Source organism: Polynucleobacter sp. AM-7D1 (assembly GCF_018688455.1).
In the GTDB taxonomy this organism is placed as follows: domain Bacteria; phylum Pseudomonadota; class Gammaproteobacteria; order Burkholderiales; family Burkholderiaceae; genus Polynucleobacter.
In genome coordinates this window covers 439,812-462,865 of record NZ_CP061319.1, presented here as the reverse complement: position 1 = coordinate 462,865, position 23,054 = coordinate 439,812, and the positions used below count along the sequence as shown (strand labels likewise).

The 23,054-nt window shown below is 43.8% G+C and carries 30 protein-coding genes; 9 read left to right on the top strand and 21 right to left on the bottom strand.

Annotated features, from left to right (window positions below):
• The first annotated feature begins 105 nt into the window (after positions 1 to 105).
• Together GQ359_RS02475 and GQ359_RS02470 are read left to right on the top strand one after the other, a co-directional pair.
• Entirely contained in the window at positions 106 to 768 is a 663-nt protein-coding gene (locus tag GQ359_RS02475; protein ID WP_215387360.1) for a DsbA family oxidoreductase, read from the top strand.
• Positions 765 to 1,691, top strand: coding sequence for a LysR substrate-binding domain-containing protein (locus tag GQ359_RS02470; RefSeq protein ID WP_215387359.1), 927 nt, complete (start codon positions 765 to 767; stop codon positions 1,689 to 1,691). The genes GQ359_RS02475 and GQ359_RS02470 overlap by 4 nt, the downstream gene beginning before the upstream one ends.
• Before the next feature lie 15 nt (positions 1,692 to 1,706).
• Here GQ359_RS02470 and GQ359_RS02465 read toward each other — a convergent pair whose 3' ends face one another.
• Both GQ359_RS02465 and GQ359_RS02460 read right to left on the bottom strand, forming a co-directional pair.
• On the bottom strand, positions 1,707 to 2,291 hold the full coding sequence (locus tag GQ359_RS02465) for a DUF3501 family protein (RefSeq protein WP_215302877.1): 585 nt from the start codon (positions 2,289 to 2,291) through the stop codon (positions 1,707 to 1,709).
• Between the two features lie 23 nt (positions 2,292 to 2,314).
• Positions 2,315 to 3,652, bottom strand: coding sequence for a heterodisulfide reductase-related iron-sulfur binding cluster (locus tag GQ359_RS02460; RefSeq protein ID WP_215302875.1), 1,338 nt, complete (start codon positions 3,650 to 3,652; stop codon positions 2,315 to 2,317).
• 422 nt (positions 3,653 to 4,074) lie between these two features.
• On the opposite strand from GQ359_RS02460, the gene GQ359_RS02455 reads away from it, so the two are divergent.
• Positions 4,075 to 4,512, top strand: coding sequence for a rubrerythrin family protein (locus GQ359_RS02455; protein ID WP_114652135.1), 438 nt, complete (start codon positions 4,075 to 4,077; stop codon positions 4,510 to 4,512).
• A 57-nt stretch (positions 4,513 to 4,569) separates the two neighbouring features.
• Here the strand turns inward: GQ359_RS02455 and GQ359_RS02450 are convergent, their stop codons facing one another.
• A complete protein-coding gene (locus GQ359_RS02450; protein WP_215387358.1) occupies positions 4,570 to 5,178 on the bottom strand; it encodes a glutathione S-transferase in 609 nt (202 codons plus the stop codon).
• Between the two features lie 90 nt (positions 5,179 to 5,268).
• Between GQ359_RS02450 and GQ359_RS02445 the strand changes: the two genes are divergently transcribed.
• A complete protein-coding gene (locus tag GQ359_RS02445) occupies positions 5,269 to 5,649 on the top strand; it encodes a hypothetical protein (RefSeq protein ID WP_215387357.1) in 381 nt (126 codons plus the stop codon).
• Positions 5,650 to 5,678: 29 nt separating this feature from the next.
• Here the strand turns inward: GQ359_RS02445 and GQ359_RS02440 are convergent, their stop codons facing one another.
• From GQ359_RS02440 to fabI, 3 genes are read right to left on the bottom strand one after another with little or no spacing between them, the layout of a single operon-like run.
• Positions 5,679 to 6,872 carry an acetate/propionate family kinase gene (locus GQ359_RS02440; RefSeq protein ID WP_215387356.1) on the bottom strand — a complete coding sequence of 398 codons (1,194 nt, stop codon included), beginning with the start codon at positions 6,870 to 6,872 and terminating at the stop codon, positions 5,679 to 5,681.
• Positions 6,873 to 6,900: 28 nt separating this feature from the next.
• Complete coding sequence (locus GQ359_RS02435) at positions 6,901 to 8,310, bottom strand: bifunctional enoyl-CoA hydratase/phosphate acetyltransferase (protein ID WP_215387355.1); 1,410 nt, start codon at positions 8,308 to 8,310, stop codon at positions 6,901 to 6,903.
• Between the two features lie 10 nt (positions 8,311 to 8,320).
• Positions 8,321 to 9,079, bottom strand: coding sequence for an enoyl-ACP reductase FabI (fabI, locus tag GQ359_RS02430; protein ID WP_215387861.1), 759 nt, complete (start codon positions 9,077 to 9,079; stop codon positions 8,321 to 8,323).
• A 236-nt stretch (positions 9,080 to 9,315) separates the two neighbouring features.
• Here fabI and GQ359_RS02425 point away from each other — a divergent pair, with 236 nt between their 5' ends.
• Positions 9,316 to 9,615, top strand: coding sequence for a hypothetical protein (locus GQ359_RS02425; RefSeq protein ID WP_215387354.1), 300 nt, complete (start codon positions 9,316 to 9,318; stop codon positions 9,613 to 9,615).
• Here the strand turns inward: GQ359_RS02425 and GQ359_RS02420 are convergent.
• The gene (locus GQ359_RS02420; RefSeq protein WP_215387353.1) at positions 9,608 to 10,786 is read right to left on the bottom strand and encodes an ion transporter; all 1,179 of its coding nucleotides are present in this window, start codon (positions 10,784 to 10,786) and stop codon (positions 9,608 to 9,610) included. The genes GQ359_RS02425 and GQ359_RS02420 overlap by 8 nt on opposite strands.
• A gap of 59 nt (positions 10,787 to 10,845) precedes the next feature.
• Positions 10,846 to 11,457 (bottom strand): hypothetical protein, encoded by a 612-nt coding sequence (locus GQ359_RS02415; RefSeq protein ID WP_215387352.1) that lies wholly within the window; start codon positions 11,455 to 11,457, stop codon positions 10,846 to 10,848.
• Positions 11,458 to 11,523: 66 nt separating this feature from the next.
• On the opposite strand from GQ359_RS02415, the gene GQ359_RS02410 reads away from it, so the two are divergent.
• Positions 11,524 to 11,877 (top strand): hypothetical protein, encoded by a 354-nt coding sequence (locus GQ359_RS02410; protein ID WP_215387351.1) that lies wholly within the window; start codon positions 11,524 to 11,526, stop codon positions 11,875 to 11,877.
• A gap of 18 nt (positions 11,878 to 11,895) precedes the next feature.
• Here GQ359_RS02410 and GQ359_RS02405 read toward each other — a convergent pair whose 3' ends face one another.
• The 7 genes from GQ359_RS02405 to GQ359_RS02375 form a co-directional block, all read right to left on the bottom strand.
• On the bottom strand, positions 11,896 to 12,444 hold the full coding sequence (locus GQ359_RS02405; protein ID WP_215387350.1) for a hypothetical protein: 549 nt from the start codon (positions 12,442 to 12,444) through the stop codon (positions 11,896 to 11,898).
• Positions 12,441 to 13,598, bottom strand: coding sequence for a hypothetical protein (locus GQ359_RS02400; RefSeq protein ID WP_215387349.1), 1,158 nt, complete (start codon positions 13,596 to 13,598; stop codon positions 12,441 to 12,443). The genes GQ359_RS02405 and GQ359_RS02400 overlap by 4 nt, the downstream gene beginning before the upstream one ends.
• Positions 13,599 to 13,711: 113 nt before the next feature.
• A complete protein-coding gene (locus tag GQ359_RS02395; protein WP_215387348.1) occupies positions 13,712 to 14,071 on the bottom strand; it encodes a hypothetical protein in 360 nt (119 codons plus the stop codon).
• A gap of 38 nt (positions 14,072 to 14,109) precedes the next feature.
• Positions 14,110 to 15,021 carry an AAA family ATPase gene (locus GQ359_RS02390; RefSeq protein WP_305848980.1) on the bottom strand — a complete coding sequence of 304 codons (912 nt, stop codon included), beginning with the start codon at positions 15,019 to 15,021 and terminating at the stop codon, positions 14,110 to 14,112.
• A 19-nt stretch (positions 15,022 to 15,040) separates the two neighbouring features.
• Complete coding sequence (locus GQ359_RS02385; RefSeq protein ID WP_215387347.1) at positions 15,041 to 15,457, bottom strand: polymer-forming cytoskeletal protein; 417 nt, start codon at positions 15,455 to 15,457, stop codon at positions 15,041 to 15,043.
• Between the two features lie 9 nt (positions 15,458 to 15,466).
• Positions 15,467 to 15,937, bottom strand: a complete 471-nt coding sequence (locus tag GQ359_RS02380) for a polymer-forming cytoskeletal protein (protein ID WP_215302850.1) — start codon at positions 15,935 to 15,937, stop codon at positions 15,467 to 15,469.
• A 20-nt stretch (positions 15,938 to 15,957) separates the two neighbouring features.
• Entirely contained in the window at positions 15,958 to 16,296 is a 339-nt protein-coding gene (locus GQ359_RS02375; RefSeq protein ID WP_215302848.1) for a polymer-forming cytoskeletal protein, read from the bottom strand.
• Positions 16,297 to 16,424: 128 nt separating this feature from the next.
• On the opposite strand from GQ359_RS02375, the gene GQ359_RS02370 reads away from it, so the two are divergent.
• Positions 16,425 to 16,859, top strand: coding sequence for a surface-adhesin E family protein (locus GQ359_RS02370; RefSeq protein ID WP_215387346.1), 435 nt, complete (start codon positions 16,425 to 16,427; stop codon positions 16,857 to 16,859).
• A 26-nt stretch (positions 16,860 to 16,885) separates the two neighbouring features.
• Here GQ359_RS02370 and GQ359_RS02365 read toward each other — a convergent pair whose 3' ends face one another.
• The gene (locus tag GQ359_RS02365) at positions 16,886 to 17,146 is read right to left on the bottom strand and encodes a hypothetical protein (RefSeq protein WP_215387345.1); all 261 of its coding nucleotides are present in this window, start codon (positions 17,144 to 17,146) and stop codon (positions 16,886 to 16,888) included.
• A 215-nt stretch (positions 17,147 to 17,361) separates the two neighbouring features.
• Between GQ359_RS02365 and GQ359_RS02360 the strand changes: the two genes are divergently transcribed.
• Together GQ359_RS02360 and GQ359_RS02355 are read left to right on the top strand one after the other, a co-directional pair.
• On the top strand, positions 17,362 to 18,297 hold the full coding sequence (locus tag GQ359_RS02360; RefSeq protein ID WP_215387344.1) for a M23 family metallopeptidase: 936 nt from the start codon (positions 17,362 to 17,364) through the stop codon (positions 18,295 to 18,297).
• A gap of 103 nt (positions 18,298 to 18,400) precedes the next feature.
• Complete coding sequence (locus GQ359_RS02355; RefSeq protein ID WP_215387343.1) at positions 18,401 to 18,961, top strand: hypothetical protein; 561 nt, start codon at positions 18,401 to 18,403, stop codon at positions 18,959 to 18,961.
• Here GQ359_RS02355 and GQ359_RS02350 read toward each other — a convergent pair.
• The 5 genes from GQ359_RS02350 to motB form a co-directional block, all read right to left on the bottom strand.
• Complete coding sequence (locus GQ359_RS02350; RefSeq protein ID WP_215387342.1) at positions 18,958 to 20,091, bottom strand: flagellar biosynthesis protein FlhB; 1,134 nt, start codon at positions 20,089 to 20,091, stop codon at positions 18,958 to 18,960. The two genes, GQ359_RS02355 and GQ359_RS02350, sit on opposite strands and share 4 nt — an antisense overlap.
• Before the next feature lie 66 nt (positions 20,092 to 20,157).
• On the bottom strand, positions 20,158 to 20,751 hold the full coding sequence (locus GQ359_RS02345; protein WP_215387341.1) for a tetratricopeptide repeat protein: 594 nt from the start codon (positions 20,749 to 20,751) through the stop codon (positions 20,158 to 20,160).
• 26 nt (positions 20,752 to 20,777) lie between these two features.
• The gene (locus GQ359_RS02340) at positions 20,778 to 21,185 is read right to left on the bottom strand and encodes a hypothetical protein (RefSeq protein ID WP_215387340.1); all 408 of its coding nucleotides are present in this window, start codon (positions 21,183 to 21,185) and stop codon (positions 20,778 to 20,780) included.
• Positions 21,186 to 21,212: 27 nt separating this feature from the next.
• The gene (locus GQ359_RS02335) at positions 21,213 to 22,016 is read right to left on the bottom strand and encodes a hypothetical protein (RefSeq protein ID WP_215387339.1); all 804 of its coding nucleotides are present in this window, start codon (positions 22,014 to 22,016) and stop codon (positions 21,213 to 21,215) included.
• A gap of 4 nt (positions 22,017 to 22,020) precedes the next feature.
• Positions 22,021 to 23,052 carry a flagellar motor protein MotB gene (gene motB, locus GQ359_RS02330; protein WP_215387338.1) on the bottom strand — a complete coding sequence of 344 codons (1,032 nt, stop codon included), beginning with the start codon at positions 23,050 to 23,052 and terminating at the stop codon, positions 22,021 to 22,023.
• Positions 23,053 to 23,054: the final 2 nt, after the last annotated feature.

Genomic DNA, 23,054 nt, shown 5'->3' with positions numbered 1-23,054 from the left:
ATTTCAACACTTTCTGGCGCACATATACCCGCTAAAAACCACCCAAAACAGTTATCACACTTACTTGGTGAGCATTGATTCATAAGCCTCTGTAGAATAGTTTCTATGAAACCCACCATCAAAATTGACTTTGTATCGGACATAGCCTGCCCATGGTGTGCTGTAGGCTTAGGCAACCTCAATAAGGCTATCACCGCATTCAGTGATAAAGCAAACTTTGAAGTTCGCTTTCGACCTTTCGAACTTAATCCGAATATGTCCTTGGGCGGCCAGGATGCTATTGAGCATCTTACTGAAAAGTATGGTCTTACCGTAGAGCAAGTACAGGCTAACCAAGCTCAGATTAGAGAGCGCGCCCTTGAGGCTGGCTTTAAGTTCCATCCAGATGGTCGCAAGCGAGTCTATAACACCTTCGATGCACATCGTCTTTTGCATTGGGCCGGTAAAGAGTATGGCCTTGAGAAGCAAGCAAGTTTAAAAACAGAATTACTGAAGACGTATTTCTGCCTGGCAGTCAATTTAGATGATCAACAAAACCTTCTCAATGCAGTCATTACGGCCGGCTTGGATCCAGATAAAGCAAAGCAGATTCTTGATAGCGGGCTATACGCAAATGAAGTACGTGAAGAAGAGGCTCAATATACTGGTGCAGGAATTCACTCTGTACCCTCAGTAATTCTGAATGACCAATATCTCGTCCAAGGGGCTCAAGCCCCTGAGTCTTTTATCAACGCATTTGAACAATTAATTCAGACCGAACAAGCATGACCCTGACAGAACTTCGCTATATCGTCGCAGTTGCTCGAGAACGCCACTTTGGCAGGGCCGCTGATGCTTGCTTTGTATCTCAACCTACCCTATCAGTAGCTATCAGAAAATTAGAGGAAGAGCTCAACACGCAAATTTTTGAGCGTACTAATACTGAAGTTGCAATGACTAGTCTTGGCGCATTGATTGTCGATCAAGCCCAAAGAGTACTCGAGGAGGCCAACTCCTTAAAGCACTTGGCAAAGCATGGTCAAGACCCTCTGTCAGGTCCACTGAGACTTGGCGCCATCTACACAATTGCGCCTTACTTATTACCTAGCCTAGTACGAGTTGCACGAGAGCGACTACCCCATGCCCCCTTATTCTTAGAGGAGAACTTCACTGTTCGTCTATTAGAAGTCTTGCGTCAAGGGGCATTAGATTGTGTCGTGATAGCCGAGCCCTTTGCCAGCACTGGACTAAACCAGATTGACCTGTATGACGAGCCATTTTTAGTCGCGGTACCCAAGGGTCACCCCTGGGAAAACCGAACATCAATTCCGCATCGAGAGCTTAAAGAACAAAATACTTTATTACTTGGCACGGGTCACTGTTTTAGAGACCATGTTCTTGGCGTCTGCCCAGAATTAAATCGCCTTGGATCTGGCGCAACCATTGGAGAGCAGCGTAGCTTTGAAGGCTCATCATTGGAAACCATTAGACAGATGGTAGCCAGTGGCATCGGAATTTCAGTGCTACCGAGAACATCAGCCTCTGACACTGCCTCTTCGGATCAGCTGATTCGTTACATCCCATTTGAGGATCCTATTCCAACCAGACGAGTTTGCCTCGTCTGGCGGAAGAACTTTCCACGTGCAGCCGCAATGAATGAGCTAGCTGAAGTGATTCGCCAATGCGCCCTACCAGGTGTTCAATACCTGTAAGACCTGCTCCTTGGATTAACTCAAATCAGAAACGAGTGAGGCTAAAGTTTCTGGAGGAAGTGTCTGAACATGCATTGGGTAACCCTTATGGTCACAACCTACCATCATCTGAGCGCCCGCTTTTAATGCCATCTTCATATCGTTTGTAAGATCAAAGCGCATAAAGTGCACTGCAGAGGTTTTATTAGCGGTTGAGCGCTCTAAGTCTTCGTCAGCAATTGCATAAACACGTGGCTGGCCTTCAACTTCGATAAACATTTGATGCTCAATACCCACCAACTTCGCAAGCGCAACTTTACGATCCGCCTCATTAGGGTATTCAATCATCATGGTGGCTTTGAAATCTGATCCACCTGGCACTAGAGGGTTATAGGCATTCAACTCATCTTCAATGCCATCTTCCTCAAATGTTTTTTCTACGCGCAACATCTCTTGAATTTGATAGCGCATTAAAAACTCATTCTCGAAAATCAGTGTGACGTGATCTCCAAGATGAACGGTTCTTAGGCGGCGCTCTTTAATCGCCTTTTCACGAAAAGCAGGGCGCTCTTTGTGATAAGCCTCAAGGCTCAATAAACTATCGCGAGTAATCGTTCTCATGCTGCTGTGTTCCTATTAATAAATTAAAGACCGTATGCCTTAGCAAGCAGGGTTAAAGGGTGAGCCATTTCTGATTTAGGCAATCCCAACTCCTCCATGCCCTGCTCAATATGATGACCAGCAAGTTGGCAGTCAGAGCTAATGTAGTTAGGCTCTTCTTCAGCCATTCTTCTAAACACAGGCTTACCAATCTTCATAGCTGTTTCATGAAACTCTTTCTTTACACCCCAAGTACCCGAGTGTCCTGAGCAACGCTCAACCACATTGACCTCTGTTCCAGGAACTAGCTTAAGAGTTTCTGCAGTTTTTTGACCCACGTTTTGTACGCGTGAGTGACAAGCCATGTGATAGCTGACATGGCCTAACTCTTTGCTGAAGTCTTTCTTTAAGAGTCCATCGGAGTTACGAGCCATGAAGTACTCAAACGGATCCCACATAGCATCTTTCACCAATTGCGTATCAGCGCAATCTGGGAACATGAGTGGCAATTCCTGTTTGAACATCAAAGTGCAAGATGGGATTGGAGTCAAGATGGCATAACCTTCGCGCGCCAACTTTGCCAACTTAGGAATATTTTTTTCCTTGTTTTCAGCAACAGATTCCAAATCACCTAGCTCTAGCTTTGGCATGCCACAACAGGCTTCCTTATCTACCAACTCATAAGGAATAGCATTGTGTTTCAGAATCTTAATGAGATCTTGCCCAATACCTGGCTCGTTGTAATTGATATAGCAAGTGGCATAGATAGCAACTTTTCCAGGTGTCTTTGCGCCATCTACAACAGGCAGATCTTCAGATTTTTGAGCTAGTTGCGGGAATGTCTTCGGAGCGTATTCAGGGATCCAAGCATTCTTATCTACTCCTAAGGCACCCTCCATCACCAAGCGCGCAAGGCCGGTGCTGTTGACTGCATTTACAGCTTGAGTCACGATCGGAATGCCTGCAAAGTGTCCGAGCTTATCTGTAGAGGAGAGAAGTTTGTCGCGGAAAGTAGCCTTGTCATCTTTAAAGTTAACAGCCTTTGCACGCAGCATGAGATGAGGGAAGTCAATATTCCAAGGATGTGGTGGGACATAAGGACACTTAGTCATGTAGCACACATCACAGAGGTAGCATTGATCAACTACCTTTTGGTAATCCGCCTTATCGACCTGCTCCATCTCCAGATCTTCAGTGGCATCAACTAAATCAAAAAGAGTTGGAAACGATCCACAGAGACTGACGCAACGACGGCAACCATGACAAAGATCAAAAACGCGCTCCATCTCAGCTTCTAAATCAGCCTTGTCGTAAAACTTTGGATTTTGCCAATCCAAAGGATGTCTGGTTGGGGCCTCTAAACTACCTTCGCGAGTTGTCATATCTGTCCTCTAATGTTTCTACAGTTGTAGCGTGTAAATCGAATGTTCCACAGTTTAGGGCGGGGCCAATCGATAGTAAAATTGTATTAATTAACAATATTCATAGTAATTAACTAATTAGATGGTAAAAGTCATAAATACATTCTTACAATAGTAAAAAAACGATAGCGTTTACTAACTTAATTAAATATTTACCCCTTTCTTGGCCTGTAGAACTCGTGCAGCACGCCCCAAAGCACCAATCTATTGTTATATTTTATTAATTGATATTTGCTTATCAGTTGTTTTTAGCTATCAAGTCAATACAAAAATATGATTATTCAAATCCGTAGATTTGGTCATAATCACTCCCAGGTGAACTTTATTGAGCTAGTAATTTAGCGAATCACCCAATTTCAACTAACCGTTTTTAGGAGTCAATCATGGCTAAATCCGTAAAAGGTACAAAGACTGAAGAGTCTTTGAAGGAAGCGTTTGCTGGTGAATCACAAGCAAATCGTCGTTATTTGTATTTCGCGAACCAAGCTGATATCGCTGGTGCAAACGATGTTGCAGCAGTTTTCCGCTCAACAGCTGAAGGCGAAACAGGTCATGCCCATGGTCACATGGAATACCTAATCGAAGGCGGCGCAGGCGAGCCAGGTACTGGTATGCCAGCTAAGACAGTTGCAGAAGCTTTGCAAGCAGCTATTGCTGGTGAAACACATGAGTACACAGATATGTACCCAGGTATGGCTAAAACAGCACGCGATGAAGGCTTTGACGAAATCGCTGACTGGTTCGAAACTTTAGCTAAAGCTGAGCGTAGTCACGCTAACAAATTTACTAAAACATTAGAAGCACATTTGGCAAACGCTTAATAGCGTAGTCATTTATTTGAAACCCCCGAATGAAAGTTCGGGGGTTTTTTTATTAAATCATTCCACCCAAGTTGGATGTTTATCCATCACTGCATTAAAAAGAGGGGTTTCAAGCAGGCGAAGCAGCCATTGCTTTAGGTGTGGGACGGGTAGGTTTTCAAAAACCTTCGCATCCACCATAGAAAACTGCCTGATAAATGGAAAAATGGCGATATCAACCCAACTGATACGATCGCCCATTAAATAGGCTTCCTTTGCTAAGGCAGCCTCCATAGGCTTAAGCATCATTTCTTGTAATTGCTTAAGCACCTCTGTCTGCTTCAATTCAGGATATCGATTAGGGTATTTATATTGATCCAATAAAGTCTTAAACGGACCATCATTTTTCTCAATCCACGCATGGGCAATTGATTCATCAAATCGAAGCCAGCCATCTGGGTCTGATTGCGCAAGCGCCCAATACATGATGTCTAGACTCTGCTCAAGTACTCGTCCGTCAACACACAAGACCGGAACAGTTCCCTTGGGCGATAGCAACAATAGAGACTGAGGTTTATTTCTTAGGCTAATTTCTCTATGTTCGTATTCAACGCCTGAATACCTCAACGCCATGCGAGCCCTCATTGCATAGGGACATCTTCGATAGGAATACAGGACGATAGTCATTTTCTAAAGTATTAGTCCACGCAGTTAATGATGACTTTTAATTCAGGAAAAAGTAAAATGAATTTAAGTTGATAAGTATCGGATAAAACTATGACCCCAATTGAAAAAGAACGTTATACAGAATGCATTCACAGGGCCAAAATTTTGGGGAATGCTAGCGAACTTTACCTTAAAGCGGCTAAAGTAATCGAAGTTGGGGCCTCTGAAGACGAGCGTTATCGCCATATTAAATCTGCTAAAGACCTTATTCAAGACGCATTTCCCGAGGTGTTTGAAGTGCGTCACCCTGCGCCTAAGTTCGTTATCAAGGAAGAACGGGACTACAAGGTTCTCAAAATCCTTGGATTAGCCGCACTTGTCATTGGAATTTGCTTGGCATTTGTTTTTCTTGGGCCAACTGGCGATCTCAGCAAAACCTGGACTGCTGACGATGTTGCAAAATCTACCGCATACCCAAAGCAACCTAACTAAAGCTCTACACCAATGTGTCATACTTTCCGCTAACTTGCCTCTAATTCAAGTAGCGTTTGCGCGTCACGGGCAGCAACCATGCCTTCGTCAGTTGGCACAACCCAAACCTCAACTAAGCTGTCATCTGCGCTGATTCTGATAATCTGATCCTTGACTGCATTCTGGTTAAGCGCATGATCTAGCTTGATCCCTAACCAGGATAGTTTATCAATTACATCTTGGCGAAGCTGTGAATCATGCTCCCCTATGCCACCGCTAAAACCGATAACATCCAAACCACCTAGACAAGCAATCATTGCACCAGCTTCACGAACTACTCTATAGGTGAATAATTCAATCGCAGCTTTCGCCAATGGCTCTGGACTGGATCTCAACTTACGCATATCAGCAGAGATACCAGACACGCCAAGTAAGCCACTTTTCTTATAAAGCAACTGCTCTAGCTGATCATGAGAGTAACCCTTCTCGATGAGATATAAAAGCACACCAGCATCTAATGAGCCTGCCCTTGTTCCCATCATCAAGCCATCCAAAGCAGAAAATCCCATAGTAGTTGCTATGCTTTTACCAGTCTTAGCTGCACACAAACTGGCACCATTACCTAGGTGAGCCATCAATACTCTCCCCTTTGCTCTACTGGAATAATCTAACAAGGAACCCATGATGTATTGGTATGAGAGACCATGAAAGCCATACCTCTTCACGCCTAAGGCAGTAATTTCCGTTGGCAACGCAAAGGCAGATGCTGTCTCAGAAATCGTCTGATGGTATGCAGTATCAAAACACAGTACTTGAGGAATATCCGGAAATGCTCTTGCAAACGCACTCACTCCCTCTAGGTTATGGGGCTGATGCAAAGGTGCGAGGGAATTGAGCTGGCATAAATCATTGAGAATTGCATCAGTAGCAATGATGCTGTGGGTATATAACAAGCCACCATGCACGATACGATGCGCAATAGCATCAATCTTTGGAATATTGGGCAAAGAAATAATGAGGTTCTTTAAGCTCTCCAATGCAGATGTAAATGGATCCCCTAGTGTGCTCAACAATGGCAATGATGTGGCTTCACCTCCAAAACCATAATTTAGAACTGGTGAACCATTCGGCTCCAAGCCCTCAAAATTACCTACTAAAATCGATGGCTTTACGACACCCTTTTCAACTGGATAAATAGCAAACTTTAAGGTTGATGAACCTGCATTTACAGAAAGAATTGCCATCTCAGCGCTTTATCGTACTTAGAAAAAATTAGTCGATTTGGCGATGCGCATGAGCTACCAATAAACCCAGTAAAGCAGATGCCACCCTAGTCCGAGGGCCATCAGCTCTACTTGTTAATGCCACCGGAATTCGAGCACCTAAAACTAAACCGGCACCACTAGCCCCAGCAAAATACTCTAACTGTTTCGCCAACATGTTTCCAGACTCCAAGTCAGGGACATTCAAAATATCTGCATCACCCGCTACAGGAGAATCGATTCCTTTGATTTGGGCTGCATGCAATGAGATTGCATTATCAAATGCCAATGGGCCATCTAAGATGCCGCCCTTAATTTGCCCGCGTTGAGCCATCTTGCAAAGTGCTGCGGCCTCAATCGTAGAGGGAATGTCAGGATTCACCGTCTCCACCGCAGACAAGATAGCCACTTTCGGATTTGGCACACCCATGATGACGCTAAAGTCGATTGCATTTTGAATAATGTCGACTTTTTCCATCAGTGTCGGATGAATATTGAGTGCAGCATCAGTCACTAATAATGGTTTGGTATACATGGGAATATCAAAACGAAACACATGCGACATTCTTCTGCCTGTTCTGAGCTGAGGGCAGGCCAATATGGCATGCAATAACTCATCCGTATGCAGGCTGCCCTTCATCATCATTTCCACCTTACGATCCACAGCCATCTCTGCCGCTTTCTGTGCGGCTGCATGGCTATGAGGAACATCGATGAGCTCGTATGGCGTTATATCAATCGATGAGGCATGCGCGATCGCTTGAATTTTCTTGGCTGGACCGATCAAAATAGGTTTAATAAGTCCCGCAGCCGCTGAATCAACAGCGCCCATCAGGGACTCTGTGTCGCATGGGTGAACAACGGCACAAAATACTGGCTCAAGGTGATAAGCTCTCTCTAATAGCGCATGAAACCTAGCTTCGGGATCAAAAATCTGAATCTGTGGAGCGCTTAATCTAGGACGAGATATTTTTTGTGTCGGAGCAATAATGCGAGCCGTACCATACAAAACTTTTTCGCCATTTTGATTGTGGACCACACAATCGAGCTCAACACGTTTTTTCAAGTCATCTTTAGAGCTCACGGTAGCAACCACAACCAAGGTATCACCAATGCGAACTGGTCGTGAAAAATGTAGGTCCTGCTCCAGGTAAATGGTTCCAGGACCGGGAAACTTGGTTCCCAGTAAAGCAGATATTAACGCCCCACCCCACATACCATGTGCAATAACGCCATGAAACATCGTGTCGTTAGCATACTCATTATCGAGATGCGCTGGGTTCGTATCCCCTGAGACGGCAGCAAATGCCTGAATATCTTCAAGCGTTAAAGTACGTAATAAGCGTGCACTTTGGCCAATGCTAAGCTCGTCATAGGTAATGTTCTCAATCAGCACATTCTCTTCTGTCTTGGAATTCATTACATTTCCTTTAAGCGACGGCATGGCAACCACCATCTACGTAGATAGTTTGGCCAGTCATGCCTGAAGCTCCATCAGAACATAAAAATGTAGATAAGCTGGCAATCTCCTCAAGTCGAACTGGCCTTCCCAGTGGAGATTTCTGAGATGCGGTGCGCATAAGCTCATCAAAATGATCAATACCCGAAGCTGCGCGCGTTGCTATGGGCCCGGGCGAAACTGCATGCACTCGAATTTTTTGCGCCCCCAATTCCACAGCCATGTATCTAACTAATGATTCCAGCGCCGCCTTTACTGGCCCCATCAGACCATAATGGGGTACCGCTTCATCAGCACCCAAGTAACTCATTGTTAAAAGAGCACCACCAGAGGGCATATGTGGGGCACATAACTTTGCAAGCGTGGCAAAGGAATGACAGGAAACCTCCATTGCTCTAGAAAATCCAATACTAGAACTATCAATCACACGTCCGTGAAGATCTTCCAGCGGCGCCCATGCAATAGAGTGAATTACAAAATCAAAATGGCCCAACTTTTTAACAGCGTTATTCACCAGAATCTCTAGTGTACCCGGATCCTCCACGTTACACGCTTCAAGCTGAATATTCTCAGCATTAGTCAGAGGCTCAACATACTTCCGCGCCTTTTCATTTTGACAGGTAACAATAAGCTCAGCGCCCATCTGTTTAGCCATGAGCGCACATCCCCAAGCGATACTTTGATCGTTTGCCACCCCAAGAATGAGGCCTTTTTTTCCACTTAAATTCAACATTTGATTCATTCTTTAATCTGCATACCTAACCATAACATGAAGCCAAAGCCCATCTTCAAGCACCCTATAACCAAACTCGTATCGCAGTCATTGGATTATAAGTTGCAAATAGGCTCAAATCTGAGCTCACCCAGGGTCTCTAGATATAATGAGGACTTAAATCCCTATCATTACCGACTTAAGGAAAATTCTAGTTAAAAGCATTAATTAACTATTTAAATTACACGAGCCAAATGGACAAGCCTTATCTGGATAATGAGTTTGAAACTGTGGTGCATCAACTGAACCAAGAAATTGATCGATTGGCATTTGCACTAAAGCTTGATCTCTCGAATCATGCATACCTGCACCAATTTTTGATTCAAGAGATTGATCATGAGCACGATCATTTTCATAAGCGCGAAACACTAAAGGGTCTGATTACTCTAAGAGGAAAAATCAGCATTGAGTTGACGGCATCTGGTCAACCAGACTTACCGAGTCCGGTTGATGAAGCCATCTATCAATTCTTACGAGTCAATCAATCTAGTTAGATTTTTTTATCAAAACCCAAATCTGACGCTCTAGCTCAGTTGAGCAATTTGGATCATTCAGCATCATCTCAATATCTTGAAACTGCTTGCTCAGCGAAAATACCTTCAGATGGCTAACCTGCTGCCGATATTTTTCTAGCACAATCTCTGGATCCATATCATCAGGAAGTACGCCAGTAGCATTAATCAGCTCACTTTTTACCTTATCAGTGATGCGATCTACGTCCTCTAGAGACAAGTGCAATCTTTCAGCCTCAGCCTCCAGAGCAAGACGATCACTCGGAGATAGTCTGCCCTTGGCGATGGCATCTCTAAACTCATTTTCAAATGCCTCACGATCAATTCGAAGTTGATCGGTAAATGCTGAAGCCATTAAACCGGCAGGAATAGCAAAAATTCCAATCCCAATGAGGCTGATGACAACGGTCATTGCTTTGCCCATGGGAGTAATTGGAGTTAAATCACCATAACCAACACTTGCCAGTGTAATAACGGCCCAATACATCGCATCCGGAATGGTATTGAACTTATCTGGCTGAGCTGCATGCTCAAACTCATAACCCAAGCTTGCCGTCAAGATGACAAGCAATATCATCATGAAAGCTGCTGCAAACAATACGCGGCGCTCCCGATAAATTGCCTTGTACATCGTATTGAGAGTGCCCGTATAGCGCGTTAATTTCAGGAGTCGCGAAAGCCTAAATACTCGCAAGAAGCGCAAATCAAAAGCCTCATGAAATGCAAGCCCTACATAGAACGGCAGAACTGCGACCAAATCAATCAAGGCCCCAATCGTAAACATGTACTTCAATCTACCAACAAAGGGCTGACGATATTTCTCTAGCTCACAACAAGAATAGACTCGACCAATGTATTCAAGGGAAAAGATGATGACGGTAACAATTTCAATTGAATAGAATTCCCAGCGAAAAGGGTTATGTATCCAGGATACAGTTTCTAAAATAATTGACACTACCGACAACAAAACAGATATCACGATCACATGATCAATGATGTGATGGAGCTCTCCAGAGCTTGGTGTTGGATTGAGGAGTGAATATACTTTTTGACGAAAAGTCCGCCCTTTATTTCTCAGGATAAAGGTATGCACAGCATGAAAAAGGTATGCTGGATAATTGAGTTTTTTTATAGCACTCTTATTCAAAACCATGGTTTTACTCAAATCCCGCTGTGGAAAAGACTCTTAATTAGGTGCTTACTAAAATCAATCTAAGACTCAACTGCGTCAACAACTGCCTGCGCTTCAGCAAACTTCATCTCAAGTGCGAGTCGCTTGAAGCTCGGTTGACTGGAGTAGGTCTTCGATAAAAAATAAATTAACTCTCGGTCTGTTTTTCCATATCGATGCTCTTTTAGCAACTGCCTGAGAGCCCAAATTAAATGGAGTGAGTTTCTCTCGCTCTCCCGCATGGCATTATCACCTTCGTCTGCTAGCTCAACCAATGTATCCAAACTCAAACTCTGAGAAAAGGATGCGAGCTCAGCAGGACATGGCCACTTTTGAACATGATATGCCCAGTACAAAAAACGCTTGAAATCGACGCGCATATTTTGAGCTGAAAAATTTTGGATCCAAGCGTGCTCGGTTAAGAGATCGAGCTTTAACTTAAATTCAGGATAGGCATCGCCAAAATTAGCTCTCTCGAAGTGCAACTCTCCAGCAGCATCCCTCACTGGAAATTTAATTTTCTTAGGATTAATTCCCTGAATTAGGGCGGCAGCCTGCCATGTGTAAACATAGGGCCTAGAAACCCAGTATTCCCAATCAATATCGACCATAGATGCCTTTAAAAATATACATACACCTAACTGAGCGTGCAAGAATTATCCTTAGTTTATAAAAGATTCTGTTACATTTAGTAAATATAAACTAGCAAATTCAATCAAATGAAAATCATCCATATTTTTTCTGGCTTGCTAATGCTTCTCGCATCCCAGACCGCCTTTTCTAGCATGACTGTTTCAAGCTTTGAGAATAAATCGAAAACTCAATCTGTGGACACTTATGTACTAGGACTTGCCAGCGGACTCAATGCTGCAAATAATGCATTGGTATCCACTGAAAGCACTCCTTTATTCTGCTTACCGCCCTTTTTGAAGCTGAGCATAGCAAATTACAAAGAAATTATCGCCCTAGGCATTAAGGATGTATCTACCAACAAGATAGAGAGGCAATCTCTAGATATTGATCCAATTCTGTTAAAAAAGTTAATTGAACTTTATCCTTGTGGATACAACTAGAGTTTTAAGTTTTATTGGTCAGACCTGAATTGCCTCCCAGGCCCCATTTAACTTGGCGTGGAATGGTTCATGATATTGATAAAACTGAATTTCACCAAAACGGTTATCGTCCTCAAGAATTTGATTAGATAATTCAGCAATACTGGATGCTTGCCAGTTAAAGTCTGGCTGCTCCACCCAAGCCCGAATACCCGGCTCTCGCTTAATGAAATGGTCCATAGAGCCAATCATCTTGGTGATGTCCTCACCGTATGTGACGATTGCTCTTAAATAATTGCTAGTGTCAGCAAGTGCAAGCTGAACAACGATGTAAGGCAAGGCAAATGCCAAAGCCTTATGTTTTCTGACATTACGAAAATAAACTTGTTTAGTGATATCCCACTGCTTATCAGTGCTATCAAGAGAATAGTCAAAAATCCAATTTTTGCTGTAAAAGAAAATGCACTGTCGACCTACAATTTCTTTGGTGATGGTCTTAACATGGGTTTGCTCTCTCAGCAATCGCAACTGCTCATACGGCTGCAGTTTGACTACAGGCGCAGCATTGAGGTCAGACGATGAACTCATTCTTGCTTTCTAAATGGCTCAAGCACCAATTCAGCGTTATCACCCAGGTCTCTATTAATACGGTAAATCGTATTTTGGTCATAGATGAAAAAATATTTCCGCAAAAAAGGATCAGCTAAAACAATTTTCTTAAAATTACCCTCGCTGAGACCATTCACAAGCTCTATAGTTTTTTGCTGGTCACCCTTTACGGCAGAGTTTGCTGCTGACTCCTGAATGCGGGCTAATAATTCTGCTTTTGAGCTTGATCCCTCGTAAAAAGCGGGGCAGCACTGAATCACTCCCTTGGGCCTGACGCCTGCCCATGTGAAGTCATCGTTACCGTATTTAAAGTTCGAGGCGGAAATCACTAGCTTTTGCTTATTACCAACCGCATTCCATGTACCAATCCACAACTCATTAATGGGGGTGACAGAAGATTTTGTAGTCGCCTCTGGAGCTTGTTCAGCTGGAGGACTGGGATTCGTTGGAATACTATTAGCCACTACTTGATCAGTATTCGATGGAGGGGTGGGGCTAACAACCACCACCTCTTCTTTTACGCTCTGCGTATTTGCGTAATATAGACTGCCCAATGCAAGCGCAATGAATATCAAACCAAGAAGAAAAATGAATCGACGACGCCTCTCAACTTCGGAGGACTCTACTTGAGATGGTGACGAGCTAATTGGACTCACATCATTAATGCCAACTTCAACTGGGTTTATGGAGCTGAAGTTAGGTTGTGCATTCTCCGGCTGGTAAATTACCTTTGAGGAATCAACTCGATTAGTTCTTCCATTTGCAGTCTCAAGCTCATGCGCGAAAAAGAGTGCATCCGCTACATTGGCGAACAAACTTTTCTGACAGGTCAGCTGATCTAAAACTGTATTTTTCTCTATCCCATATTTTTCTACCAAATACAGCTTATATGAGTCACTACCAAGATCCTTTGGTCCAGAATATATTGGTCTGATAGGTGCCTTGCCCGGACTAAACAAGACTCCAAACAAGATCAACAAGACCCCAATCAACCATTTCAACTGGTCCAAATGATGCAATTGGTCTTGCAAAATTTGACTTGGACTAGATCCACTAGGGAAAGTATCTCCGGATAAGATAGAAGCGGCAATTAATAACACCCCAGCAAGGAGTGCAATGAGCTTCAAAATCATTTCGAGCGATCGGGATTTTTGTGAAACATCTAACATCTATATTCTTTCAGAATCTCTGGAAACCCCTCCACCCTCTTTTAGAAATAAGAAGGTAGAAAAATTAAATTACTCTATTAAGATGAGCGCGTTGGTGCAGCAGCTCTTAGTCCATCGTCAGCCGGCTTGTCAGCAAGCTCCTCTGTCTCAGCAGGAGAACTTGTCTCCTCGGTAGATTCCGGAGCTGCTGCCTCTTCAAGTGATTTAGCTTCTTTTTCCAACACTACCTTAACAAAGGTATCTGTAGAGCCAAAGTTATCCACCCAACGAAAATGCTCATGAAACTGATCCAGAGGTAAGAAACGAAGGTTGGAGTCGCTGAGATTTTTGTATTCGACAAAGCTAACGCCCAAAGCGTTTGGAGGATAAAGTTGCTTCACTGCAACTCTTACTCCATTTACATCCTCAAAAATATCATTTCGTTTCGGATCGGTCATCACAATTTTTTGCTTTTAAGAATTATGTTTAAGAGTACTCATTCGGAGCGACGCAAAAATGCTGGAATAAAACGGCCGCCCCTCGCAACCCCCGGACTTGATTCAGGCGGAGCTTCTTGGGGGGCATCTGTTGATGGCTTTGCCGCATAGCCACCATAAATACCCAACTCACGTGCACGTACACGATAGTCATCCAATACGCTGACCTTCTTAACGATTTCGCGATTTAACGAGGTTCCTGATAAAGATAATGTTTTCTTAATGACTCGGCGTTCTTCAATTTTTTTAGCCATGAACTTTCCAAAATTTGAAAAGTTTTCCGCAACCTTCTGATCAGAGCAGACACAAAGAAAATCCTCATATACATAGGCATCTAAATCTGGCGTCTGATGAATCGGCGGCGTGATATGGCAGTTCATTAAGAACTCTAAATTGGTAAATGAGCCTGATGAGGCATAACCAGGAACAACCTTGCTAGGAGCCACCAAAATAAATTGCTTATTAGCAGCTAAGCGCGCCATACGTTTTTGCGCGTACTCCAAAATGAAAATTTCAGTACTAGCCATCTCAAATTTAGCGCTAGAGCTCGGCACAATCACAATATCAAAATCCAGCATGAACTCATCAGACAAAGTGGGATGCCATGTTAGATCGGAAATACTTACCTGCACACCAGCAGAATATTTTCTGACCGCAGCGCGCGAGCTCAGCAATGCAATTCCCGAGTTCTCGTAATTAATTTCTGCACAGTGAACCTGAATGCCAACATCGGGGGCTTTTTTAGTCCAACGAGAAGAAGATGCCTGTCTATCGAAGTCGATTAAGGAAACCTCAATACCCTGCTGCATAGCAAGATAAGCAGCTAGGTTGGCGGCAATTGTGCTTTTACCAACCCCACCTTTTTGGTTGGTCACCAGTATCTTAATAGCCTCATGAGTTTGCATATTCATTTTTTACGCTATTTAATATTTAAGAATTATCTAAATCAACACTGGGTAAAAGATTGGCATCAGCAATCTTGGATAGCTTGCCACTCAATCTAGCACCATGCTCAATTCCAATTTGGGCATATACGATATCGCCATGCACGTCAGCGCCACTATGTAACTCAACACGCTCTGAGGCGTGCACATTACCTTCCACGCGCCCTGCAACCAATACGCGCACACCAAATATATTGCCCTGTACTAAACCTGTTTTACCAAGCGCAATGCAGACATCAGCACCATATTTCGTCTCAACATCGCCAATAATGGTGCCGTCGATCCGTAAACTCTTAGTAGCGACAATCTTTCCGAAAATCTCTAAATCAGGGCCGATGATGGATCCAAAAGTTTCCCTTGATGGATCCAGCAGTCTAATTGCATGACTTTGTTTAAAGGCCATGTCACATTACTAGTTCTTGATGAACTTTCCAGACACCTTACCGCCGCGCTGAATATGAATGTATTTGTAACTAATCGTTCCATCAACATGCGCAAGGGGTCCAACATTCAGATCTTCGCAATTAACTTCGCCTTTCAGCTGCCCTTTAATCACTAGCTGATCAGAATTTAATTCCCCATCAACTTGACCGCTAGCATCGATCAACACAGACTTTGCGGTAATTTTTCCACGCACAGTACCAGCAATATTCAAAACACCATCCGAAGTAATCGTGCCTTCAAAAGTAAAACCTTCGCTAATGATGGATGGCTTAGAAATACCAGGACGACTTGAAGCCTCGTTGCGCACAGCCTCATAGCTTGATGTTGAAACGACTACTGACTCTTCAACTGCAGCGGCTTCAGAATAAGTCTCAACTTGCTCATCAGCAATTTTGTCTTCACTGTTATCGGGTGTTGAATTTTTAGAAAAAATAGACATCGTGATTTAGCTCAAAAAGATTAGGAATGTGGATTGAGATTATGTAGGTCGCCATGTAAATGGCCACCTTTTTCGATTTCAATTTCGGAGTAATGAATAGATCCAGTTACTTTTCCAGTGGAGCGAATAATAAGGCTACGTGTTGAGGATACAAACTCATTCGCTTCGCCACGGATATCAATAGACTCTCCGGAGAGTTTTCCATGCACGACACCAGTTGCCTCGATGAGGATTTGCTTGGCAGTCAATTCACCTTCTACTACTCCAGAAATGGAAGCAATATCGGGAACCTCAAAATTTCCTTTGAGAACCACGCCCTCGCCAACGAATAAACAACCTAGTTGATTTACTTCAGCCATACTTAGCACTCCTTAGCGCGCATTATCATTAATAAAGATTTAGGCAATTCTATCAGCTGAACGTTACTTTTGGGCTTTAAAATGCACTATTTGCTAATAAATTCGTTATTTCTAACTTGAGTATATAAATGCCAGTAATTCTCAAAAAATCAGTATTTATTTGCTTAACGGTTTTTTTAATAAATCCACTTAATCCGATCTGGGCAAAGTGGGTATTTATCTCAAATGACAACGTTGGGAATTCCTATTACTACGAAGATACCAAGACCGTCAGGGATAGCGCTTCCAGTGAAGTCAGCACATGGCAGCTGATTAGCTACAACGAAGCTTTGACTGCACCCAATGGCGCCCTAACCCAGTCGGTGATTCAAGATATATCGTATTTTTGTAAAACTGGCTACGAAAGCTATAAACAGTTTTATATAGGGTATTACTCTGGAACCGGGGGATCCGGCGTCAGTGTCGAGCAACTAGATACCTCAGGATCACAATGGGACAGGGTCATTCCTGACACGATGAGCTATCTGCTCTATCAATTTTTTTGCGTCCCCCCAAGCCCGTAAAAGCAAGCTAGAGCTTGGCTTGCAAGTTACTGCTTCACTTCCGATCCCTGCTCAGTCTTACCAGAATCGCCCACTGCTGGCTTCCCAAAGTAACTCATTGGGAACGTGGACTCAGTGCCATAAGGGCCTTTAATCCAGATTTGGTCGTTGTACCGAACATAACAACTGCGAGTCACGGATCCTAAAGAATTAACGGAGTAGGAGAAGTACCAATTGGGCTCTACCCGCCCATTTTCAGCAGTACAAGGCTCTGAGGTGATGTACAAAACATCACCGTGAGCAGGCATTTGACCAATAATTGCAGCGCTCCCTTGTGCTGTTACCACGCAAAGGGCAGAAAATATCCAAAATTTGAATGCAAGAATCTGCTTTGGGGAGCGTTTTAAAGTGATCACAGGCCTGTTTTTGCGGTTAAAATTGGGTGCAGTTGGAGAATTATAAGTCTAAAAATTAAACACGCTGGACATTTAGTCCAAATAAATCAAATACTTATACTTGGTATATGCAACTATTTTGGGTATCAGGCTCTACTGGAGCCATAAAGCAGATCAATATCACTAAAGAACGTCTTGTTCGTTTGGCGATGATTGTTTGCGGCTCATTTTTGCTGCTGGGGATTTTGATTTTTTCAACCGGCATCCATATAGCATTAGAAGTGAATCCCGACTTTGCAAGAGAGGTAAGCGGGGTCGTGACTGTCAAAGAGCGAATGGCTTTGGATCAACGATACACAAAGCAACTGAAAAATATTCAGGATCAACTCGCCACTGCCTCCCTGCACTTTAATGAATTGAAGTCGATTAAAGACCGCTACTTAGCTATTTCGACACCCTATACCGTAAAGAATAAATTTGTCGAGCCATCAAATTTGGGTGGCCCATTAAAGCCTTTGAGCTTTAAATTTGAGCCTGCTAAGTCGCTAGCAGAAAACTTAGAGGAGTCAGTTAGCAAAACTACTGAAATGGCCGAGATATTTACCAAACTAGAGCCTGAATGGGAAAAGCAGTATCAATGGCTACGCACTCTTCCGATTGGGCCCCCGATAGACGCTAGATTGGGTATGACTAGTAATTTTGGTGTTCGGGTAGATCCATTCACCAAGCAATTGGCTCAGCACTCCGGAATTGATTTCGTAACCCCTTCTGGCACACCTATTGTTGCCGCTGGAGATGGTGTTGTTCTCAAAGCTGGGGTTGACCCGGCATATGGAAAATTTATTGAGATAGCGCATGGCGAAGGCTTTGTTTCAAAGTACGCTCACAACAGCAAACTCCACGTTCAGCCTGGCCAGAAGATTCTTCGTGGACAGCTCATTGCCGAATCAGGATCTACAGGTCGTTCAACGGGTCCTCACTTGCACTATGAGATTCATCAAAATAAGAACTACCTTAACCCTGCAAAAATCTTAGTGTATGCACCACCAAGTGCGTACTGGTAAAGCATTCAAACTCGCCAACACTTGACGCCGAAGAATCAAGATCGGGTATAGTAATTCCAGTGGTAGCTGTTTAATTTTCGCGTCATTTAGAAAGCTTATAGCCATGCGTTTACCTTCACTCAAATTATGGATAATTTGCGCCCTAGCAGTTCTTGCATCTGCGTGCGGAAAAAATGAAGAGCAAGTGAAGACTGAGATTTGGCTTCCTGACACTAAGGTTGTAAAACTTCCTATGGAAGAGTACGCAACCATCCCATTTAATACGACTCGGGAAGAGGCTAAGGACAAATTTGCTTGCACTGCCTATGAACTATCCTTTAGTTGCAAAATCAAAGTAGATGGCAAGGAAGAAGCAATCTGGCTGATTTATAACGAAGCTGGCCGTCTAGTGTTGATGAAAAAAGAATTAGGTTATTTCAATAAAGATGTGGCCGATACCATTATCGAGCGCTTCACAATCAAATACGGCCTTGACTACACCCCCTCAGAAGGGCAAGAGAGCGCCTTTGCAGCCGGTATTCGTAAATCAAAAACCTATATTTTTGGTGGCGGTCAAGTCGCCTTTCAAATTGGTCGCAGCTTAAATAACCGCAATGAGCTCATGTTGATTTACTACTTCCCAGAAGATGTTGGAACTACATTTGCCAAAAGCGTAATGAATTAAAGCAATGCTTTTCCTGGCTTAAGTACTTCGGGAACAAAGCTGACCTCAGGGATCTCGCCCTCTACCCCTCCGGACTCTTTGACTTCATAGGCCCACGCCAATATTTTGGCGATTGCCTCAAATAAGGACATGGGTATTGCTTCACCAATTTCTAGCTGACTGTATAGGTAACGAGCTAGTGGTGGAATTTGTGCAATTGGCACATCATGCTCGCGCGCCACTTCCTGAATTCGTAAAGCAATTTGATCAGCCCCTTTTGCAATCACAATCGGTGCAGCCATTTTTTCGATATCGTAACGCAGTGCGACAGAGTAATGCTCTGGGTTGGCTAAAACAACATCAGCACGCTCGATAGCGGCCATCATGCGTGATGAAGCAATTTGTCTTTGCCGTTGACGTAAACGCTGCTTAATCTCTGGAGAGCCTTCTGACTCTTTCATCTCCTGCTTCATTTCTTCTGGACTCATCCGGATTTGCTTACGGAAATTAAACCACTGCATCCACGCATCCCCTACAGCAATTAATAGTAGCGGAACCATGAGCAGTAAGAAACCATTGAGAATGAAATAGCTTGTATGCAAAAGCGCAGCATCAAAATCTTGACTAACAATTGTGCGAATGTAAACAAACAGTCCCACTAAATATGTAATACCAATACCTAGAACAAGTGCAGTCTTTAAGATATTTTTAATCAACTCAGTCAGTGCATTTAGTGAAACCATTCTGCCAAGACCGGCGATAAAGTCCAGCCTGCCCATATCAAACTTCGGGGCAAAATAGGCGCGGAAATTCACCAGAGAAAGTGGCGCTAATATGCCCACCAACCACACAGGCAAAAAAACCAGAGATAGTAAACCGAGCACAACGAGCAAAGGGCCATTAAGCCATTCCTGAATGTGGTCGAGCAACTTGATGGGCTCAGCAAAAACAAAACTGGATTTAGTCATCAGCACCAGTTGCTGAAGCAAAAGAGGGCCAATAGCAATTAAAAAGATAATAAAAACGGTTAGCAAAGCAAAGGTGGCGATATCCCTTGATTGCGGTAGTTGACCCTGTTCTCGAGCGCGTATGATTCTCCGCTCACTCGGTTCTAACTCTCTTTCCTGGGAACTATCACCAGATTCAGCCACCACACACTCCGTCTAGGCACTCAATGAAGTTTGAGGATAAACGATTTAGATCTGGGTCTAGAAAGCTTATGGCAAGGTCTTTTTGATTTCCTGAATCATTCGATCAGCGCTAGCTAGCTCATCCGGGGATAGTCTGGCCTTGATAGCCTTCATTTCAGAGGCTGCAGCAGGGTTTCCACTTTTATTGGAGATCGTCATCCAGACATAGGCTTTCACCAAATCCACTGGGGCCTGCTTCCCAGATTCATAGAAATGAGCTAGGTTGTACTGCCCCACAGGGCTTCCTGCCATCGCCGCCTTTTGAAACCAAAGAAAGGCCATTTCCTGACCATTTTCCAGGCTGGCGCTAGCCTGATAACGAACCCCTAATTCCAGCATCGCTTGGATATTGCCTTGTTCTGCAGCGCGGTTGAGCCAGACCCAGCCCTGCTCTATATTTTTAGGAGTTCCAATACCCTGCAGATACATCTGAGATAAATCATATTGCGCTTGGTTATCGCCTGCTTGCGATAAACGCTCAAAAATCTGAAATGCTTTGGTGTATTCACCAGCCTCATAAGCAGAACGGGCCCGCTGGTAATCGGAGCAAGCCAACAGAAAAGCGCTGACCAATAACAACAATGGCAAACGAGTGATCGAATGCCATTGAATATTAATCATCTTGAAGCCCTAAATTCCTCTGTCAACTACTTTTTAGCAGGCGGGAGCTTATCTTTGGTTGGAGCCGCTTTTGGCTCCTCAGCATCCTCTGGATCCTCATCAGGATTACCATCGGTAGTCTTATTTAGATTTAAAGCAGGTAACTGAGGTTCTACTCGATAGCTTGCGCCCAAATCCCCACCAATCATGCGAGCGTACGAACCAAAGTAACGACGTGTCAAATCTGGATAGTAAGGCGAAGTAGCTAAGTATCCCTTGCTACGAATACATGCGGCATTGTTGATGCTGCCCTCACAACTTGCAACGGCTGAGAGTCTACCAACCTCAAACTGCTCTCCAAGGACAAAGAAAAAGATCAGCAGAACCAATGGAAAAATAAACAATAAGAGCATTTTTTTAAGCAATCTCGCTAGTAGCTCAATTTTTTCTTTCATGACCGTTGGTCTCCGTTAAATACCAATTTAATGTTCTTGTGATTTTTTAAGTGGCTGCTTTTGCAGTACGTCATTGGGCAATTTTCTCCAACTCGCTACAGGCTCTTCATTATGCAACTTGGCATAGACTTGAACAATACGAGAGTCTGCAGGGTTTGCATTTTCTTTCATGGCGGTATACATTTTTGCACCTTCTACCTTATTGCCTTGATCCAAAAATCCGATTGCTGCAGTGTAATAGTAGTTGGTTGCCTTATCTTTACGTGGCGATCCCAAAATATTGGAGCTATAAATATCCCCCATAAGGCGACAGGCAAAAGGATTCATTGCCTTGGCTGGAACACTCAAGTATTTTTCCGCAATCAGAAACTGTTCCCTGGAATAACGGCGATATACGGTTGCCGTCAAAATAAAGTCTGGATGGGTAATGATTTCTGCCTGGGCATCGTAATATTTTCCGCGTTCATAAGCAATTAAACCTCGGTAGTAATTTGCCTGTACATCACCCTCTGCAGCCAGAGCATCCAACCTATTGAGAATATTTAAAGCCTCTTTGCTATGACGAAGGACTTCATCTTCGGGCTCAATGCACTTTGGATCACGGACACAAGCGATTGCGACTACCGTTTTGTCATGAGCGCGTTTATAACGTCTGTATAACTTTCTAGCCTCACTTGCAGGGCCCACAAAAGGCTCAGAACCTGCATTTGCTTGTGCTGACTTTTGAGGTTTAGAGGGTGCATCAACAACAGGTGCCTTGGCATCTGATGCGTGTACATCATTGCCTATCAAGGCCACAAGGAGAAAGGCTAGACCGAGGGCTCTAAACAAGGCCTTACCTCGCTGTCTTATCCGAAGACGGGGTTACCTTAGGAGGTATCTCCATTGGAGGCGATTTTGGAGCATTGTCTTTCGACAGGAATTGGGCAGGTGCACGCAGATTTGGCGGAATCTCTTGAGCTCCCTTTGGCAAGCTCTCAGGCAATTTTTCAACCGGCCTTACAACTGGCTTGTCTTCCTGCTTAGGTTTCTTATTCAAAACCGTGATTGAAATACGACGATTCAATGGGTCGGTCAGATCTTCGGGATTCAGTGGCACCGTATTGGCAAAGCCAATCACTTGAACAACCTGATTTGAATCTAAACCACCAGCTATCAACTCTCGACGAGCAACGTTGGCACGCTCTGTAGAAAGCTCCCAGTTTGTGTAACCCGTTTCACCGTTACCGTATTTAACTGCGTCAGTATGGCCTTCAATACGGATTGGATTAGGGGTTTCTTTTAAGGATTTTCCAATAATGCGCAATAACCTTCTTGCAGATACGCTAGGAACAGATCCGCCACTGCTAAATAAGGGCTTACCTTTTTCATCCACCACCTGGATACGCAAGCCTTCGGCATTGATATCCATAAATACCTGACCTTTGGAGTTCTTTAACTCTGGATCAGCGTCAATTTTCTTCTGGATATCTTCTTTGACAAGCTCATTCTTAGTCTTGTCTTTACGGGCATTTTCAACATCTGTAACAGAGGAATCACTAATACGACGCTGCTCAGTATCAGCATCTGCACGTGACTCTTCACCGACGGTTTTCGTAATATTGTCACCACCACCCTTGATGATCCGCGTAGCATCACCAGAGCCTTGGCCGCCGGATAGCGATACCCTCATTGGATTTTGGAAATAAGAGGAAATACCAGCGAGGTCTCCTGCTGTTGTGGAACCCAAGACCCACATCAACAGGAAGAAGGCCATCATGGCCGTTACGAAGTCAGCGTAAGCAATTTTCCAAGCGCCACCGTGATGTCCGTGACCACCCTTCTTAACGCGCTTGATGACAATAATCGGCGCGTCGTTCTTAGCCATAC